General features: G+C 40.1%; 15 protein-coding genes. 5 read left to right on the top strand and 10 right to left on the bottom strand.

From position 1 onward, the window contains the following. Window position 1: 1 nt before the first annotated feature. From ACQY4U_RS08255 to ACQY4U_RS08265, 3 genes are all read left to right on the top strand, one after another. Complete coding sequence (locus tag ACQY4U_RS08255; RefSeq protein ID WP_428328918.1) at window positions 2-544, top strand: hypothetical protein; 543 nt, start codon at window positions 2-4, stop codon at window positions 542-544. 109 nt (window positions 545-653) lie between these two features. Continuing rightward, entirely contained in the window at window positions 654-1,568 is a 915-nt protein-coding gene (locus tag ACQY4U_RS08260) for a DnaJ C-terminal domain-containing protein (RefSeq protein WP_428328919.1), read from the top strand. Between the two features lie 79 nt (window positions 1,569-1,647). Next, entirely contained in the window at window positions 1,648-1,932 is a 285-nt protein-coding gene (locus ACQY4U_RS08265; protein ID WP_428328920.1) for a chaperone modulator CbpM, read from the top strand. Window positions 1,933-1,951: 19 nt separating this feature from the next. Here the strand turns inward: ACQY4U_RS08265 and ACQY4U_RS08270 are convergent, their stop codons facing one another. Together ACQY4U_RS08270 and ACQY4U_RS08275 are read right to left on the bottom strand one after the other, a co-directional pair. Continuing rightward, window positions 1,952-3,634 carry a MutS-related protein gene (locus tag ACQY4U_RS08270; RefSeq protein WP_428328921.1) on the bottom strand — a complete coding sequence of 561 codons (1,683 nt, stop codon included), beginning with the start codon at window positions 3,632-3,634 and terminating at the stop codon, window positions 1,952-1,954. A gap of 284 nt (window positions 3,635-3,918) precedes the next feature. Further along, on the bottom strand, window positions 3,919-4,689 hold the full coding sequence (locus ACQY4U_RS08275) for an enoyl-CoA hydratase/isomerase family protein (RefSeq protein WP_428328922.1): 771 nt from the start codon (window positions 4,687-4,689) through the stop codon (window positions 3,919-3,921). Between the two features lie 256 nt (window positions 4,690-4,945). Between ACQY4U_RS08275 and ACQY4U_RS08280 the strand changes: the two genes are divergently transcribed. Next, a complete protein-coding gene (locus tag ACQY4U_RS08280; RefSeq protein ID WP_428328923.1) occupies window positions 4,946-7,300 on the top strand; it encodes an ABC transporter permease in 2,355 nt (784 codons plus the stop codon). Window positions 7,301-7,353: 53 nt separating this feature from the next. Here ACQY4U_RS08280 and mgtE read toward each other — a convergent pair whose 3' ends face one another. The 8 genes from mgtE to ACQY4U_RS08320 form a co-directional block, all read right to left on the bottom strand. After that, window positions 7,354-8,742: a magnesium transporter gene (mgtE, locus tag ACQY4U_RS08285; RefSeq protein WP_428328924.1), complete on the bottom strand. Its 1,389-nt coding sequence runs from the start codon at window positions 8,740-8,742 to the stop codon at window positions 7,354-7,356. Window positions 8,743-8,829: 87 nt separating this feature from the next. After that, complete coding sequence (locus ACQY4U_RS08290; RefSeq protein WP_428328925.1) at window positions 8,830-10,491, bottom strand: PAS domain-containing sensor histidine kinase; 1,662 nt, start codon at window positions 10,489-10,491, stop codon at window positions 8,830-8,832. A 3-nt stretch (window positions 10,492-10,494) separates the two neighbouring features. Continuing rightward, window positions 10,495-10,818 (bottom strand): circadian clock KaiB family protein, encoded by a 324-nt coding sequence (locus tag ACQY4U_RS08295; protein ID WP_428328926.1) that lies wholly within the window; start codon window positions 10,816-10,818, stop codon window positions 10,495-10,497. Further along, window positions 10,818-11,117 (bottom strand): circadian clock KaiB family protein, encoded by a 300-nt coding sequence (locus ACQY4U_RS08300; protein WP_428328927.1) that lies wholly within the window; start codon window positions 11,115-11,117, stop codon window positions 10,818-10,820. The genes ACQY4U_RS08295 and ACQY4U_RS08300 overlap by 1 nt, the downstream gene beginning before the upstream one ends. After that, complete coding sequence (kaiC, locus tag ACQY4U_RS08305) at window positions 11,117-12,859, bottom strand: circadian clock protein KaiC (RefSeq protein WP_428328928.1); 1,743 nt, start codon at window positions 12,857-12,859, stop codon at window positions 11,117-11,119. Before kaiC ends, ACQY4U_RS08300 begins: the two co-directional genes overlap by 1 nt. 342 nt (window positions 12,860-13,201) lie before the next feature. Next, window positions 13,202-14,092, bottom strand: a complete 891-nt coding sequence (locus tag ACQY4U_RS08310) for a DUF3078 domain-containing protein (RefSeq protein ID WP_428328929.1) — start codon at window positions 14,090-14,092, stop codon at window positions 13,202-13,204. 112 nt (window positions 14,093-14,204) lie between these two features. Then, the gene (locus tag ACQY4U_RS08315) at window positions 14,205-15,503 is read right to left on the bottom strand and encodes an NRAMP family divalent metal transporter (protein WP_428328930.1); all 1,299 of its coding nucleotides are present in this window, start codon (window positions 15,501-15,503) and stop codon (window positions 14,205-14,207) included. Window positions 15,504-15,553: 50 nt separating this feature from the next. Further along, window positions 15,554-16,825: a TolC family protein gene (locus tag ACQY4U_RS08320; protein WP_428328931.1), complete on the bottom strand. Its 1,272-nt coding sequence runs from the start codon at window positions 16,823-16,825 to the stop codon at window positions 15,554-15,556. Between the two features lie 184 nt (window positions 16,826-17,009). On the opposite strand from ACQY4U_RS08320, the gene ACQY4U_RS08325 reads away from it, so the two are divergent. Continuing rightward, window positions 17,010-18,506 (top strand): ATP-binding protein, encoded by a 1,497-nt coding sequence (locus ACQY4U_RS08325; RefSeq protein WP_428328932.1) that lies wholly within the window; start codon window positions 17,010-17,012, stop codon window positions 18,504-18,506. Window positions 18,507-18,511 lie beyond the last annotated feature (5 nt).

Consider the following 18,511-nt stretch of genomic DNA (forward strand, 5'->3'; position numbering starts at 1 on the left):
TATGAGAAAGGCTATTATTTTTATTGTTTTATGGATTGCCTGCTTAACTGTTTTTGCACAGGATACCACATACAGGAAACTGCCTGATGCCCGGGTTGATTATCCGCTTTGGATAATTAATAATGCTATAATAACGAGTTCTACCTCTAATTCTAATTCAAAATGGCTTGATGTCAATAAGATACAGAATCTTATGGTTTACAAGGACAAGGACACACCTGCACGCATTAAAAACTTAGGCATAAATGGTGTTATAAGCATAACAACAAAACAGGTTATTGTAACTAAAACATTTGCTGAAATAAAAGACTGGCTAAATATTAAAGGTAAAGTACAGTATGCGGTTGATGGTTTTTTTGTGGATGATACATCATTGCTGATAGCCACCTGCGCTATAAAAGAGATCAATGTAATTCCTGTAACCGATAAGCCCGATGAAACCATTATCAACATTTGGACCTTACTGCCTAAAGAGAGGAAGGGTTTTCCTGCCTATTTTAAATCGGAGCACCTTATACTACCGGGCACTGTTTATATCAGGTAATTGACATTTATAATTTAAACACCGTTGTATTAAAACAATATATTTAACTTAGTTAAAACCTGTAGGCATAATTTAAGTTTTACAAATAGGGTTTTACAACCTGTTCATTATGGCATTTATTGATTATTACCAGATTTTAGGCGTCGACAAAAAGGCATCAGATAAAGATATTAAAAATGCTTACCGTAAGCTGGCGCGCAAATACCATCCGGATCTTAACCCCAATGATGCGGAGGCGAACAAAAAATTTCAGCAGCTTAATGAGGCCAACGAAGTACTAAGCGATCCCGAAAAGCGTAAAAAGTACGATCAGTATGGCGAAAACTGGCAGCATGGCGAACAATATGCCCAACAGCAGCAGCAAAGCAGGCAGCAAAATACCTATGCCGGTGGCCAGGGTTATGGATCGGATAACTTTGGGGGCGATGATTTCTCCGACTTTTTTCAATCTATGTTTGGCGGACAGCCGGGCGCAAGATCAGGCGGTGGGGGCAGGCAGGCTAAATACCGAGGTCAGGATCTGAATGCCGAATTAAAATTAAGTTTAAAGGAATCTGCCGAAACCCATAAGCAAACACTTACGGTTAATGGTAAAAATATCCGCATAACTATCCCTGCGGGGATGGAGAACGGGCAAACTATAAAAATTGGCGGTCATGGTGGCCGGGGTGTTAATGGCGGCCCGGCAGGTGATCTGTTCATTACCTTTCAGATAGCGGACGACCTCAGGTTTAAACGTAATGGGAGCGACCTTAACTGCACCATAAAGCTCGATCTTTACACAGCCATACTTGGTGGCGAAGTAACTGTTCATACGCTGAATAGCAAAGTAAAAATAAAAGTTAAACCCGAAACCCAGAATGGCACCAAAGTAAAGCTGAAAGGCAAAGGTTTACCCATATATAAAAAGGAAAACGAATTTGGTGATCTGTATGTTACTTACGATATACAGATACCGGTAAACCTGAGCGATAAGCAGAAAGCGTTATTTGAAGAATTAGCAAAGGAATCTGTTAGCAAATAGGGCCATAAATAGGCAAGTGGGAGTAATGACCTCGTAGAATACCAATGAACAATTGAACCAATAAACTAATAAACCGATAATGGGAAAGACACATTTAATAGCAGCAACTGATATTTGTACATTTCATGAGGTTGAATATGCCTTTATCAGCTCGTTACAGGAAGCGGGTTTAGTGGCGTTTAAAGTGGTTAAGCAGCATACCTATGTCCCCGAAGAGGAACTGCAAAAGCTGGAAAAAATGATCAGGCTGCATAATGAACTCGAAATAAATGTTGCCGGCATTGAAGCCATTGTGCATTTATTAGATAGGGTTGAGCAAATGCAGGAAGAAATGCGGGTGTTAAAAAACAGGGTTAGTAATTAGATACTAACCCTTTGATATTTTACAACACATATTTACGTTTCAATTCCTCGCTTACAATGTAAGCATCTTCAACCACGGTTTCAGGGTAGCCAATAGTTTCTAATATAGCTATACCGTTTTTGTTTTTGAGTACGCCTGTTTTCATTTTATAATCAAATACCAGGCGGGTATCATTAACAGATTCTTCGAACGAATAAACTGCGTAATCATTATCCAGCAATTCGGCCAGTTCTAAATCATGTGTCGATACAAAAACAAAATTCTTATTATCGGTTAAGTAGGTAAGTACTGATTTTGCGGCCGCTATACGCTCAATAGTATTTGTTCCGCGGAAGATCTCATCAATAATAATAAGGCTCTTAACCGGCTCGGCCTCGCTACTTTGGTTAATAATATCCAGTATGGATAAAGCTTCGGCCTGGAAATAGCTCTTGTTTTCGCCCAGGTCATCAGTGGTTCGGATGCTGGTTTGAATTTTTAATAACGGCGCTTTATATTCACGTGTGCAGGTGGTATAAAGTGTTTGTGCCAAAAGGGTATTGATAGCTATCGATCGTATAAAGGTAGTTTTACCCGACATATTTGACCCTGTGATCAAAACGCCTTCTTCCGTGCGGGTATGGATAGAGTTTGGTACGCAATTGTAAATTAAAGGGTGAAACATATCGGTAATGTCCATCTGCATATTCTCGGTATAAAATACAGGCTTACTATAAAAAGGTAAGCCGGCCCTAACCGATTGTATGGAGATCAGCATATCAATTTCGGCAACATAGTTATAAATCGTTTCAATATCTGAGCGGTACTTATTGATGCGTTTAACTGATGAGATAAACATCAGGGGCTCTAACAGGAAAAGCAGCTTAGCAAACTTATAAACCGCGTAGCTAAAATTATCCGGATTGGCGGCCATTTTACTTTCAAAACTCACCATGTTTAGCGTACGGTTAAGCCCGGTTAGCCTGGTCAGGCTGTCCCTTACTTGTTCGTTTTGCTCAAGATTTAACTTTTTAAGTAAACGCTTGGCTACATTATGCAGAATAATTAATTGCGGTAGGGAGCGTGTATAGGCCGATATTTTATTCCTGACACCATAATGCAGGGCAATATTACCTATCAGCAAAGCAATAAGCACCATGAAACAGGCAAGGTAAGGCTCAATAAACAATGATATGATCAACCCGATAATGGCAATACCCGAAAACCTGATGTAAAGGCTCATTAACGGAACAATGGTGAGTTCATGTTCCTTTAAAAACAGATCTGCCAGGAAATAGGCATCCGCACTGTTAAGCTTGGCAAGCTCCAGCTCAATCCTTTCCTGATCGGGCCTTGGCATGTTCAGTGCATCAATTTTTTTATCGAATTTTAATAACGATTCAAAATTGGTATCGGGAGTAAATAGCCTTTTGTAAAGGTATTGTTTACCCGGTTTAGAGTTAGTACGATCAATAAAATTGAAAATGTTGTTCAGGTCAAGGTCGTTTGCTATAGCATTCGACATTTTACCGGTACTGTCATCAGCGTTTAAATAGGTGGCAATTAATTTAAAATTGCGCCTCGCATTTACCGGGCGGCCCCACTTATTTTGTATCCGCTCTAAATTTCTTTTGGTGGTGCTTATCCCATCAAAATAATTATAAATATAGAAGCCAATAAGAATAACCCCTAATACTGCAATAGTAAATAACCAATAAAACATACGATAAAAAATAACAGAGATGCTACAATAAAATAATCAAATTTTCAACGTAAAGCTATTTAAACCTTCAACAATAACCAATAGTTAAACCTCTAATTAAATGACAATTAAATATTATATAATTATGTTCCTAAACTAAGGGTTATACGTTGCTTTTTATTAAAGGTTGTTTTAAGCTTATCAATTTTAGGAATATACAGGTTGTATTAGCGGGTTTTAAGCATCAAAAGATTAATCTATAAACTATAAAAAAGCTCGATTATAATACCGTAAGTGGTAAAAGGTTATTTTTTCAGAAACCCGTTTAGTGCCTGCTGTGTAAATGCGGATAATACCAATTCGCCGCTGATGGCTGCTCTTTGATTCAGCAATTCGTCCCAGTTTTCAGTGCCTTCCCACAATATTTCTTTAAGGCCTTTTAATGCTTCGGGGTGATAGGAGGCTAATTTTTGGGCAAGGGTATCTAGGGCTTCGTCTAAGGTAGCAATGTCAGCATAAACCTCGTTGTATAAACCTTTTTGCATTGCCCATTGTGCCGATTGAAAATCAACCGCGCGTATGGTAAGTTGCGAAAAAGCAGGCAAGCCTATTTTGCGGGTAACAGCAGGCGATATTACAAATGGACCGATGCCAATGGCAAGTTCGCTGAGTTTTATAGCTGCGGCTTCGGTAGCTAAACAATAATCGGCAGCTGCCGCAAGCCCAACCCCGCCACCAACGGCTTTACCCTGTATACGGGCAATAATTATTTTTGGCGATTTGCGGCAGGCATTGATCACCTTTGCAAAGCCTGCAAAAAATACGGCACCTGCCTCTTTATCTTTTATCTGCAATAATTCGTCAAAGCTGGCCCCGGCACAAAAGGTGCGGTCGCCCTCGCTTTTTAAAATAATTACCTTGGTTTGGCTGTTAGTACCTGCTTGTTCTATCTTTTGGGCAAGGTTACTAAGCAATGCTGCAGGTAATGAATTTTGAGCCGGGTGATAAAAGCTGATAGTGGCAATACCGATATCGCTAATAGTAAGGTCAACATTTCCGTTATTGCTTGTAGGCATGTGGTTTATTGGGTTGGATGATCAAAATTAAACTAAAACTCCAATATCCTGTTTTTTATTGATTGCTTTTAACATGCTACCTATAACACACCTTGTTTTGCGGCTAATGCTTATCTTTAAGGTGTAATGCAACCGTTCGGGCATTGTTCATTTTCGTACATTTTTAATAATTAATCGATATTCTATTTATTTGATTATTAGATAGTTGTAAAATTGGCATGCAATTGCATAGGTGATCATCAAATCAGGGGAAATTATGCTTAAAAGTTACATCAACATTGCCTTCCGTAATCTTAAAAACAGACTAACCTTTTCGGTTATTAATATTGCAGGGCTGGCTGTGGGTATGGCCGGGGCTATACTTATTGGTTTATGGACGCAAAACGAGTTCAGTTTCGAAAACTTTCAAACCAATAAAACCACCCTTTATAAGGTTTGGAACCGCACTGTTGCCCCGGGCCAGGTATCGTGCTGGGATATAACCAGTTCGCCAATCGCCAAAACCTTAAAAGATAATTACCCCGAAATAAAAAGTACCGCCAGGATTTACTGGAGCATAAACAGGTTGTTTAATTACAGCGATAAAACCATCAAGGCCCAGGGTAATGATGTTGATAAATCCTTTTTAACCATGTTCAGTTTCCCGCTGCTAAAAGGAAACGCTGCACACGCACTTGATGATATTCACAGTGTGGTAATTACCCAAAAGCTGGCAAAAAAGATTTTTGGGGACGCCGACCCGATCAATAAAATTGTAAAGCTTGATAATAAGGATGTTTATAAAGTTAGCGGTGTTTTAAAAGATCTGCCCGACAATACACAGTTTGATTTTGAATACCTTGTTTCATTAGCCGCCAACGAGGGTTTTTATACCGATGGATCATGGAATAATAATAGCTATTATACCTATGTGCAGCTGCAGCCTAATGCATCATTGGAGCAGGTTAATGCTAAGATCAGGAATTTGGCGCTAAGCCATTCAAAGGATGCTAATGCCTTGTTTTTATATCCGTTCAGTAAAATGCGCCTGTATTCGCGTTTTGAAAACGGACATGCAGTGGGCGGCCGTATTGAGATTGTTAATCTGCTGCTGGCTATTGCCGCCATTATATTATTAATTGCCTGTATAAATTTTATGAATTTGAGCACCGCGCAAAGCCAGAAACGTGCCCGCGAGGTGGGTGTACGTAAAGTGATGGGGGCAAGCAGGCTAAGACTTATCGGTCAGTTTTTAAGTGAATCAATAATGATAGCTGTGCTGGCCGGGTTTTTAGCACTTATTTTGGTGCAGCTGTCTTTACCCTCATTTAACCAGCTTACAGAAAAAAGTCTTTTTATTCCATTTACCGATTCTTCCTTCTGGTTAGCATTGGTTGGCTTTATTTTAATTACAGGCCTGCTGGCAGGCAGTTACCCGGCATTTTTGCTTTCAAGCTTTAAACCGGTTAAGGTGCTTAAGGGTATGTTTATTAAGGCTCAAAGTGTTTTTAACCCGCGTAAGGTGCTTGTTGTTGTACAGTTTTCAATCGCCATTGTGTTTGTGGTATCAACCATTGTGGTTTACAGGCAAATTAAGTTTGCGCAAAACCGTAACGCAGGCTACAACATTAATAATTTAATTGAAGTGCCTGTTGAGGGCGACATCAGTAAAAACTATCCGCTGATAAAAAATGAATTGATCAGCAGCGGGGCAGCCACTGCCATGTGCCGCACCAGCCTGGGTATAACGGTTGATGGCAGTACCGGCGGCGGCGTAACCTGGGATGGCATGGGGTCAGGAAAGGATCAGCTTAATTATTCGTTTTTTGGTACCTCCGGCGATTTTGTTAAAACTATGGGCCTGACATTAGTAAATGGAAGGGATATAAACTTTGCCGAATACCCTTCAGATACAGCCTCCTGCATGATCAATGAGATGGCCGTAACCCAGATGGGACTTAAAAATCCGGTAGGCACATTAATTAATAAAGGCACACGTAAACTGACTATAGTTGGTGTGTTTAAAGATTTTATTATCCAGTCGCCATACATTAATGTAAACCCAATGATAGTAAGGGGATCTGAGCATTGGTCATATAACACTGTGATCAGATTGAATGCCAGGAACGAAACTTCAAAAAACCTACGGATTGCCGAAAGCATTTTTAAAAAGTATAACCCTGCATATCCATTTACTTACCAGTTTACCGATAAAGAGTACCAACAGAAATTTAGCGATCAGGAACAAACCGGCACATTAGCCTTTGTATTTGCAGGGCTAGCCATTTTTATATCCTGCCTCGGTTTATTCGGACTGGCATCCTACATGGCCGAGAACCGCTCGAAAGAGATCGGGATCCGAAAGGTTTTGGGTGCAAGTGTAGCCGGTATAGCTCAAATGCTTACCAAAGAGTTTGTAGCGTTGGTTTTAGTGGCCATTGTTATTGCAACGCCAATAGGCTGGTGGTTAATGAACAGCTGGTTGCAGGGCTTTACCTACAGGGTTAATATTGGCTGGTTAACTTTTGTATTTGCCGGGTTGATAGCTATTATTATAGCAGTACTAACAGTAAGTGTACAATCTGTTAAAGCGGCATTATCAAATCCGGTTAATAGTATTAAGGCGGAGTAACAAGCCTCTCCTAAATCCTCTCCAAAGGAGAGGACTTTTGAATTATAGTTTTATTAATGATGGTGCTTTAAAAGGGTGTCCTGTAATATTACGGCAGCTATGCTAAAGTAAATAACAAGCCCGGTAACATCCACTAAGGTAGCTACGAATGGTGCCGACGAAGTTGCCGGGTCGAGCTTGAATTTTTTAAGAATCATGGGGATCATGGAGCCGCTTAGCGTGCCCCACATAATGATGCCTATGAGTGAGAAAAATATTACTATGCCCATTAGTTGCCAGTTATTTCCATAATCGTACCAGCCTAATTTTTGCCATGCGGCAATCCTCAAAAAGCCAATGGTACCTAATATTACGCCTAAGCAAAAGCCCGAAAATAATTCGCGCTTCATTACGTACCACCAGTCTTTAAGCCCTAACTCTTTTACAGCCATTGCCCTGATGATAAGCGTTGCCGCTTGTGATCCGCTGTTACCCCCGCTCGATATTACCAGCGGTACAAACAGCGCCAAAACCACGGCCGTTGCAATTTCGTCCTGGAAGTAACCCATTGCTGTAGCCGTAAGCATCTCACTTAAAAACAGTACAATAAGCCAGCCGCCACGCTTTTTTATGAGCGAAAATATCGGCGTTTTTACATACGGATATTCCAGTGATTCCAAACCCCCGAAACGTTGCAGCTCACGTGTATTGCGCTGCTCGGTAACGTCCATTATATCATCAATGGTTACTACACCTATCAGTAAATTATCATCGTTGGTAACAGGAAGTACGTTGCGGTCATATTGCTTAAACATACTGATGGCTTCGTCTGTCTTATCTTTTATATTTAGTTTGATAACCACACCGTCCATAATATCTTTAATATGTTTAGTGGGCTCATTCAGTACCAAACGGCGTACAGGGATGTCATCTATTAGTTTACCCTTATCATCAACCACATAAATCACATTTGCCGTATCAGAGTCCTTGTGGTGTTTGCGCAGGTGCTCATTAGCCTGTGCAATGGTCATATCGGCCTTTATGGTAGCAAAATCGGTGTTACACAAACGGGCAATACTTTGGCGTGGCAGACCAAGGGTATCCTGGGTGGCTTTTTTATGATCGTCATCTAAATATTCCAGGTACTTGGAGCGGTCAAGCGGACTTAGTGAGATAAAAAAAGAATACCTGTCGGTTGAGCTTAAGTGATTTAAAATATAAGCAGCCTGTTCTTTATCAACACCCTTAATTATTTTATGCTGAAGAAAATGATCAACATAAGGAAAAAGCAATACTTTCTTTTTATCCGGAAAGGCTATGAATGATGAAAGGGCAGTATCTGCCGGCAGTTTATCCAATATCTCGGCCACTTCGGATGGGTGAATATCCTTATTAGCTTCGGGGTTGATGAACGACCATAGATCGCCATTTACTAATTTATCCTTAATCTCTTTTAGTGTCATGTGTCGGGGTAATAGATGATTTAATCATCAGCAATAAATAAAAGCCAATATAGGATATTTAGCAGTTAAGCAACAGCAGGATCATCTTTATTCCAATGGTAAATCAAAATAAAAGGTAGCACCTTCTCCCAGTTTACTTTCTACCCCAATTTTACCCTTATGATTTTTGATGATCTCGGCCGAGATGTAAAGTCCCATCCCTAAACCACTGGTCATATATTTTTTATCCTCAACCCTATAAAAGCGTTCAAAAATACGGTCCATCTGTTCTTCAGATAAACCAATCCCAAAATCTTTAACAGAAACTCTAACCATATCATCATGTGCCGCTATCTGAATGATCACCTTTTTATTATCGGGCGAATATTTTACCGCATTGTTTACCAGGTTCATAATAACCTGCTCAATGCGTTCGGCATTACCGTTTACAAAAAGCTCGTGGCCATCCTGATATTCAAATTTATGAGTAGGATAGATGTGCTGCGCATTTTCTGTCCATACTTTTACCAGCTGCGATAAATTAATTACCGTTAATGCATAGTTAAACATGCCCGCCTGTATCTTGCTTACATCCAGCAAATCATTGATAAGCCTTTGCAGCTTGTTTAATGCATTATTAGCCTTGGTAATGTATTGTTTAACAGTTGGGGGCAGTTCTTCTTTTTTGTAGGATGTAATGAGCTGCAAATAACCTTTTAAACTGGTTAAAGGGGTTTTTAACTCATGGCTGGCTATACCTATAAACTCGTCCTTCCTGTCCATCTCTTTTTTCTGATCTTCAATATCAGTGGCTGTTCCAACCCAAAAAACAATTTCGCCTTCCTCATTACGCAGTGGTACAGCCCTGTTTAAATGCCAGCGATAGGTATTATCTGCTTTTTTATACCTGTTCTCAACCTCCAGTGTTTCACCGGAGCTTAAAGAGGCTGCATACTTTTCGGCGGTAATTTTACGGTCATCAGGATGCACCACATTTTGCCATCCCCATTGTTTGGTATCCTCGGGACTAAGGCCTGTATAAGTATACCACTGCTGGTTAAAATAATTGATCTCACCGTTAGGTAAATTGGTCCAGGTCATTTGTGGTATGTTGTTGGCCAGGTATTTAAAATGCTCGCGACTAAGAGAAAGTTCGCTGGTACGTTCTTTTACGGTATCCTCCAGCTCATTATTCAATTTTTCGGTAGCAAGGTGTGCCGCAGCCAACTGCAGGTTTTTTATTTTGAGCAGCCTTTCTGTTTCTTTAAGTAAAGACAGATCGGTAAGGATAAGGCTCAGTGCTATCCCCTCATCCAGCTCAAGCGTATTGCAGGAGAGTAAGCAGGGAATAAGTTTTTTATGCTGATCAATAAGTTCTATCTCATCTTTACGGTCTTCTTCCCAGGCATCACCAATCAGCAGCTCAAATTTTTCGCGCGATTCTTCGGGGATAAAGCTTTCAAACTGCAGGCCGATAACTTTTTCTAATGGAATGCCAATCATCCCTGCAAAGCGGGAGTTACTGTATAAAATAAGCCCCTCGCGATTAATAGTAACCGCTCCTTCATTCATTTTTTCAATAAATACGCGGTAGGTTTGATCGGCAGTTTTAAGGGTATAAAGCTGGTGCCCGTCGCTATTACTAACAATTAATGCGTCAACCTGCCCGGTGCGGATAGCATCAATGGTATCATTGGCTTCCTCCAGTTGTATACGCAGCTCATTATTATCGCTTAGTAACTGTTCATATGTTGTTTTAGCATCTTCCATTACTTACATAGCTATTAAATTTAGCCCGCGCAAAACCTTTTCGGTGTTTGACATGTCGCCAATCATTCTTCTTTCCGGTAAAGGGAATTTCCTGATCAGTAGCGGCAGCGCAATGATCTGTTCACTTTCGGCCATAAGTGGCTGCTGGTAAATATCAATTACCTCTAATTCATATCTGCCCTTTAAATGTTTTTCACAAAGCTCCTTTAAGTTTGTTACGGCCCTGGTTGAGTTTGGTGTTGCACCGGTTACAAATAAGCGAAGGCGAAAAATTTCATTGTTATCAGGTTCGTTATTGTGCCCGGTTTCCTGTGTTTGTTCACTCATTATATATCCATATTTACCGGCCGTATATTTAAACCCACCAATACTTTTTCTTCGTTTGATAAGTCCCCAATAATTTTTCGGATTGGTTCAGGTACCTTACGTACCAAAGTTGGGATAGCAAAAATCTGGTCGCCTTCGGCCAGTTGGGGCTGTACCAAAAGGTCAATAACCTCAATCTTATATTCGCCCTGTAAATGTTCTTCACAATACTTTTTCAGGTTGGTTAAGGCTGTTACTGATTTAGCAGTTTTACCTGCTATATACAGTCTTAACTCGTACTTATATGCTTTTGTTTCCATTAATTATTCCCTTTCTGGGTAGCAGCATTATCTCCGCGTCGCATTTTTAATACCTCTTCACGGTTTTCCTGTGTTACCTTTTTAACTAATTCTTCTTCAATATATATTTTATTCAACTCTTCCTCGGCCGATTCAAACTCGGTTTGCAGGCCGGCAATTTTTGCTTCAAGCACTTTCTTTTTGCGCAGTATTTCCCTGTCTTTCATGCCCATTGCATTGGTGCGCAATACCTGGCCTGTTTGCTCCTGCAGCTTTTGTGCTTCGCGGGCTGATCCGGTCAATATACCTTCGGGGCCTAAATACACATCTACAAGATCAATACCATTATCATTTATAATAAATTCTCTAACCTGATTTGAGTGTTTCATCCCGCGCGATTTCATGATGTACATCCCACGGTTGCGTTCGCCGTTAAATTCAATATCACGCACCATAAGCCAGGTATCAACTAACGAGGAAACACCTTCGTCGGTTTGCTCAGTAACTATGTTGTTTAAGGTAAGCGCGGTAAACATAACGGTTATCTGTTCATCCTGTAAAAAATCAATCAGCCTTATGAGCATGGCCTTTACCTCACTTACGGAGCCTACGGTTATCAGGTTGGTAATAGGATCAAGCACAACTGCATCGGGCTTAAATTTTTTGATCATTTTATGCATGGCAACCAGGTGCTGCTCCAAACCATGAATTGTTGGGCGCGATGCAAAAAACTGTAATAACCCTTTATTTAAATGCTTTTGCAGGTCAATATTTATTGAATGCATGTTACGGATGATCTGCTGTGGCGATTCTTCAAACGCGAAGAAAAGGCATTTCTTTTCCTGGTTACAGATCTCGTGGGCAAAGCTGGCCGCAATACTTGTTTTACCCGTACCAGCTGTACCCGAAACAAGGATGCTGCTGCCCTTAAAAAATCCTTTACCGCCCATCATTTTATCAAGCGCCGGGATGCCCGACGGTATTCTTTCGGATGATACTGCTTTTTCGAGATTAAGCGATGTTACCGGTAATACCGAAATACCATCTTCATCAATTAAAAAAGGATATTCGTTGGTACCATGTAATGAGCCGCGGTATTTTACAATACGCAGGCGGCGTGTAGATATTTGGTTAATCACCCTGTGATCAAGCAGTATAACACAATCAGATACATATTCTTCCAACCCCTGGCGTGTTAATGCTGGGCCATCGCCGCGTTCACCGGTTATAATGGCGGTAACACCTTTTTCTTTTAACCACTGAAAAAGCCTTCGCAATTCGGCACGCAATATGCCCTGGTTGGTTAAGCTGCCAAATAAATTCTCAATGGTATCTAATACCACTCTTTTAGCACCTATACTATCAATTGCGTAACCTAAGCGGATAAACAGGCCATCCAAATCATATTCGCCGGTTTCCTCAATTTCACTGCGGTCAATATGTATATAATCTACTTTTAGTTTTTTATCTTTTTGCAACTTTTCCAGGTCAAACCCAAGGGAGCCAACATTCATGGCAAGTTCCTGGGCTTTTTCCTCAAAAGCCATAAATACGCCGGGCTCATTAAACTCCGTTGCACCGCGCACAATAAACTCCAGCGAGATCAGCGTTTTACCTGATCCGGCTTCGCCGCAAATTAATGTTGGCCGCCCTTTTGGCAAACCACCACCTGTTATTTCATCAAGCCCGGAAATACCTGTTGGTGTTTTAGGTAATTGCGGGTGAAAGGATATTTTTTTATCCTTTTTGTTTTCTTTGGTCATGTATGATAAATTATAGATCGCTTAAATTAACATTTAATATTAATTTATAATATATTAAATGTGTTACAACGAAATAATATAAAACTCTTTTCCAGTAATAAGTTCTAATAATAAAATCTTTTGAAAATTGTTTTTGGTGGTAATTGATTTATTACAATACTTAAACTAATCAATAAAATTTTAACCAAAAGAAGAATGTAAACCTGGGAAATTAGATTTTTAGGTGGGTAGAGAGGCTGAATTATATTTAGGTATTAGCAGAATAATCGTTGCAATTTTTAATCACAAACAAAAAAAGCAATGCTATAGGCATTGCTTTTAAGAGCTTTATAAAGCTAAATATTAAAATTTATAGATTAAACCGGCACCAAATATCTGTTTAACCTGTAAAAGGGAATGATACTCCGTTACGCCATTACTTTGAACCGGGATCTTGGCTTTTGGATCTGATATTAATTCGATGCCGCCGTTTACCGTTACAAATTTATTAACCTTCATAAACAGGTTGGCGGTATAATCCATATAAACATCCTGTGGTTTTTTAAGGTAGTTTGAGTATAGTTTTAATATGTTTTCAAAAGCAATGTTTTCAAACAGGTTTACCTTGTAGTAAGCATCAAGAGAGGCGCCAAACTCAAAAAGGCTCTTTTTACCCGGATCAACCCCAAATGAGCCGATTGATGAAAGTGAATCATTTTGTACAAATGTAAAACGGGCTGCCAAAGGGGATAGATTCACCCTGAAATTGTCTGATCTTTTATAAGCGAAACCCGGGCCCAGGGTTAAATAGGCCGGAGCGAAGGGAGCTGATATTAAAGTACGCTGATCGCCATTGTATGCATATCCTTTTGTAAATTGCGATTGGAAGTTGGCGTAAAAAGTATATAACCAGTATTTAGCCGCCTGGTAACCTAATAGGCTGTTTAATATAATACGGTCGTCGTTTTTGCGCCAGCCTGTACCATTTTGTTTGCTGATACCATAGCCCGCAATGGCTTTGTTATCCCAGCTCCATTTGTCTTTTTTATAATTAAAATCATAATCTAAAACCAGGTTGGCCGCAACCGAATTTACACCACCTGCAGACCAGTTTGAAAACGAACTCTGGCTGATTAGCAAAGTGTTTTGGCCATGTATGGTCCAATGTTTAGTGGTATCTTTTGGGGGCGTAACCTGCGAAAATGCAGCAAGGTAAAAACAAATAAAGCTTAATGTGAATAAGGTTTGTTTCATAAGTTCGGGCTTTAATTTATCAGCCCAAAGTTACAGATCATTTTTAAAAAGGCAATGTGGTAATTATATCGCTACAACATTATATGGCGTTTTCAGCATGCAGGGGCAGTATTTACTGTTTTATAATAGTATAAAACATGGCAATAGCAGCAGCGGCCATAGCTACAAATGTTACCCAAAGTATAGTTTTTGAGAGCCAGCCACTTTTAAATTCGCCCATTATTTTTTCGTCGGTTGATATTTTTATGATTAAAAACAATAGCGGAACAGCAGCTACGCCATTAAGCACTGCGGCATATACCAGGGCCTTTACCGGGTCTATTCCAATAAAATTAAGGATCAGGCCAACAATAGTTGCAGCAATAATGATGGTGTAAAAGCCTTTGGCTTTATTAAATTTTAAATTAAGACTGGCATTCCAGTTAAAGGCTTCGGCAACTGAATATGCTGCTGAACCAGAGAGCACCGGTATAGCTAACATACCCAAACCTATAATACCGATCGAAAAGATCAGTTTTGATAAAAAACCAGCATGCGGGAAGCTGTGTACCAAGGGCTCAATAGCCTTGGCTGCATCGGCGGCGGTTTTAACATCGTGTACGCCGCTATTGTGTAAAACGGTAGCACCTACCACAATAATGCTCCAGGTAGCAAACTCCGAAAATACCATCCCGAAATTATTATCAAGCCGCATCCGGCTGATGCTGATACGGGTTATATGTGGTTTGCCGCCGGGGGTTAAAAGGTGCCTTTCCTTATCCTCCTCAACTTCCTGAGATGCTTCCCAGAAAAACATATAAGGCGAAATGGTTGTACCCAATACCCCTGTTATAATAAAAAAGAACGCAAACGAAAATTCAAAATGTGGTACTACCGATTCTTTAAAAATAGTGGCCCAGGGTTGGTGCACTATAAATAATGTAATGGGATAAGCCAGCAGTGTTATAGCCAGCCACTTTAAAATTTTTGAATAAACCTTATAGTTGGTAAAAACTTCGAGCAGTAATATAGTTGTGGTAAACAGCAGTGTTAGTAATAAAAAAGGAACATTTACCAATAATTGCGCTGCTGCGGCCATTGCGCCCAAATCGGCTCCTATATTTATTACATTGGCAACTACCACCAGTATAACAACGGCGTATAGTATGGTGCGGCTGTATTTTTCTTTTACTAAGGTGGTAATACCCTTACCGGTAACAAGGCCTATGCGGGCACACGCTTCCTGAACGGCAGTCATTAAGGGCAGCATGTAAAGGGCGGTCCATAATTGTCCGTAACCAAACTGGGCACCTGTTTGCGAGTAAGTGGCTATACCTGATGGATCATCATCGGCAGCACCGGTAATTAACCCGGGGCCAAGTATGCGCCAAAAACCTTTAACTTTTGCAGCGGTTTCAGTTCTTCTCTTCATATATCTGTTTGGTGAAGTTAAACAGATTATATGATTAATTGATAAAGATATTAGGGATGCACAACCGTTGAGCCTACATTGAAATTTAAATCGGCAATGGCTTTTTGCAGGTTAAACTGCTGCTCCAATATTTTTGATTTGGTGTCTTTATAGGAGTCAAAAAAGTCAACAAAATCAACCAGTCCTATTTTTTTTGATTGATAATCGCTCAGCAAACTCTCAAACAGCTTGTCGTACTGGTCGTTAAATTCTTCGTGCTTGCCTGCAAGCAAAGCCACACTTACATGGTATTGCTGTACCGAAGCAACGATAGCATTCTCAAGCCTTAATTCATTTTCTTTTAATGCGCTTTCCTTGCTTTTTACATCATACGTAGCTGATTTGATGTTACCCTGGTTCCGGTTAAATAGGGGTAGTGCAAAACCAACCTGCAAACCATAGTAATTAGGGGAGTAGCTATTGGCACGATCATAATCAACACCTACGGTTACATCTGGTACGGCTAATGATTTTTGGTAGCTCAGGTTATGCTGCGAATTATCAAGCAAGTATTGCGCTGTTAAATAATCAGACCGGTTTGCCTGAGCCTCGCTTATCAACCGGCTAACATTTAATTCGGTGTCCTTATATTCAACTGGTTTAACTACCGGTAATATAAACGCGTTTGATTTAGTTTGCAGTAAAACCTTTAACTCAGTTTCCAGGGCATTTACCTGCCGCCCATTATCCACCATATCGTTTTCAACGCTAAATAAAAGGGCTTTTAAGCGTACGTAATCCTTGTATTTGGTTTTATCTGTTTGATAAGCTTTTTCAATGTTTTTAACCAAGGTAGTGCCTTCGGCAATTTCATACTTATAAAGCTTTGCCTGGTCGTTTAAAGCGGCTAACTGTGCAAAATCTAACTGCAGATTGTAGCGCAGGTTACGCATCAGCTCATTAAATTGTGCCTGTTGCAGTAATGTATTATCTTTTGCAAGCTGTATCAGCAATCCCCGCTTTCCGGCAGTTCTAAAAATCTGGCTCAGTACGGCATAAACCTCGCCGTTGCCATTTGCATGGTTAAAAAACTTGTGGGTGTTATCATATAAATTCTGCTCGGTAGCTAAATTGGGGTTGTCCCAAAGGCGGGCCTGCTTTATCAATGCCATTGATGCCTGTACGTTATACTTTTGGGCTATAAGGCTCAGGTTGTTTTCTAAAAAGGTTTTTTCGGCCTGTGTGAAATCTATTTTTATGGTATCAGCTTGCGCAAAGCAATTGTTTAATGATAATACTAAGCCAGCAATAGCTATCAATAGAAAGGTTTTTTTTTTTAACATAAGTGGCCTATAATAGCTTTTAATATACGGGCATACTATAATTGAACACTATAATAACAATAAGCAGATATTGTTTGACCTATATATAGATACTGTATTATTTATCATCACGTTTAATAATAATTGTAAATATAATTTTAGGTTTCGTTGCAAACATTTAACTTCAAAGTAATTTACCAAACCTATGAGTGCCGATAAGCTGCCTGTTTTACCAGAATGCATCTTTCAAACCATATTTGAAAGTTCGCCGGGTTCACTATTGGTTAAGGCAGATATACCTTGCTTTACCATACTGGCAGCCAGCGACACCTATCTTGAAATTACATCATCCACCCGCGAATTGGTTTTGGGACGAAGTTTTTTTGAAGTATTCCCGGATGATAAGGATTTTGAAGATGAAACAAATGCCCGTAAAGTTTTTACCCGGGTGGTTAAAACAGGCCATAAAATTGATGTGCCTACCTACAGGTTTGATGTATTTAACCGCGCTACTCAAAAGTACGAAGTGCGTTATTGGTCGTGCTGTAATACCCCGATATTTGATGCAGACCATAAAGTTGCTTATGTATTAAATACCGTTGTTGATATAACGGGCGAGGTGCAGGCCAAACAGGCTGCTATTGAAAGCGAGAAACGGTTGCGCCTGGCTACCGAAGCTGCCGCACTTGCCACCTGGGATCTCAATCTTAAAGATCAGCAATTCATTTATTCGCCCCGCCTGGCCGAAATATTTGGGCATGCGCCCGAAACCAAAATGGACCTTGCCCAGATACGTTGCCAGGTTAATACAGACGATATGCGGGATATTGTTTTAAAAGCATTTAAAGAGGCACTAACCACCGGTAATTATTTGTACGAGGTTAGGATTTACTGGGCCGATGGTTCTATACATTGGATAAAAACGCAGGGTATAGTTTTACATAATGATAGGCACGAACCTGTCAGAATGATAGGCACTATATTAGATATTACCGAAAGCAAACGCGATGCCATCAGGAAAAATGATTTTATAGCAATGGCCAGTCATGAGCTTAAAACCCCGTTAACATCTATCAAAGCATATCTTCAGTTATTAGCGAAGAAACTGCTCCCTACTGATGATAGTTTTGTGGCCAACGCACTTTCAAAGGCGGGTAACCAGGTTAATAAAATGACAGAGCTGGTGCATGGTTTCCTTGATCTTTCAAAGCTCGAGTCGGGTAAGTTAAACTTGCGGATAAAGGCCTTTGATATTAATAAATTGATTGATGACGCAATTGCCGAAATCAATATGATTAGTACCAGCCATATTATTGCGTTTAATTCAACAGGGGTTATTATTATAAATGCCGACAAGGAAAAGATATTACAAGTGATAGGCAATTTTTTAAGCAATGCTATCAAATACGCTGACAAAGGAACCCGTATCACTATAAAAAGCGAGGTGATAAACGGTGATGTGAAAGTTTCGGTAACTGACGAGGGGATAGGCATCAGTATAAAAGACCAGGCAAACCTTTTTCAGCGTTTTTACCGTGTTGAAAGTGATAAAATGAAAAATATATCAGGCTTTGGTATAGGGCTTTACCTCGCCAGCGAAATAATACAATGCCATAAAGGACAGATTGGTGTGGAAAGCGAGGAGGATAAAGGTGCTACCTTTTACTTTAGCCTGCCGCTGGCTGATCAAGTGACGTTGTGAACAAG

The organism is Mucilaginibacter sp. (assembly GCF_965277465.1).
Taxonomy (GTDB): Bacteria; Bacteroidota; Bacteroidia; order Sphingobacteriales; family Sphingobacteriaceae; genus Mucilaginibacter.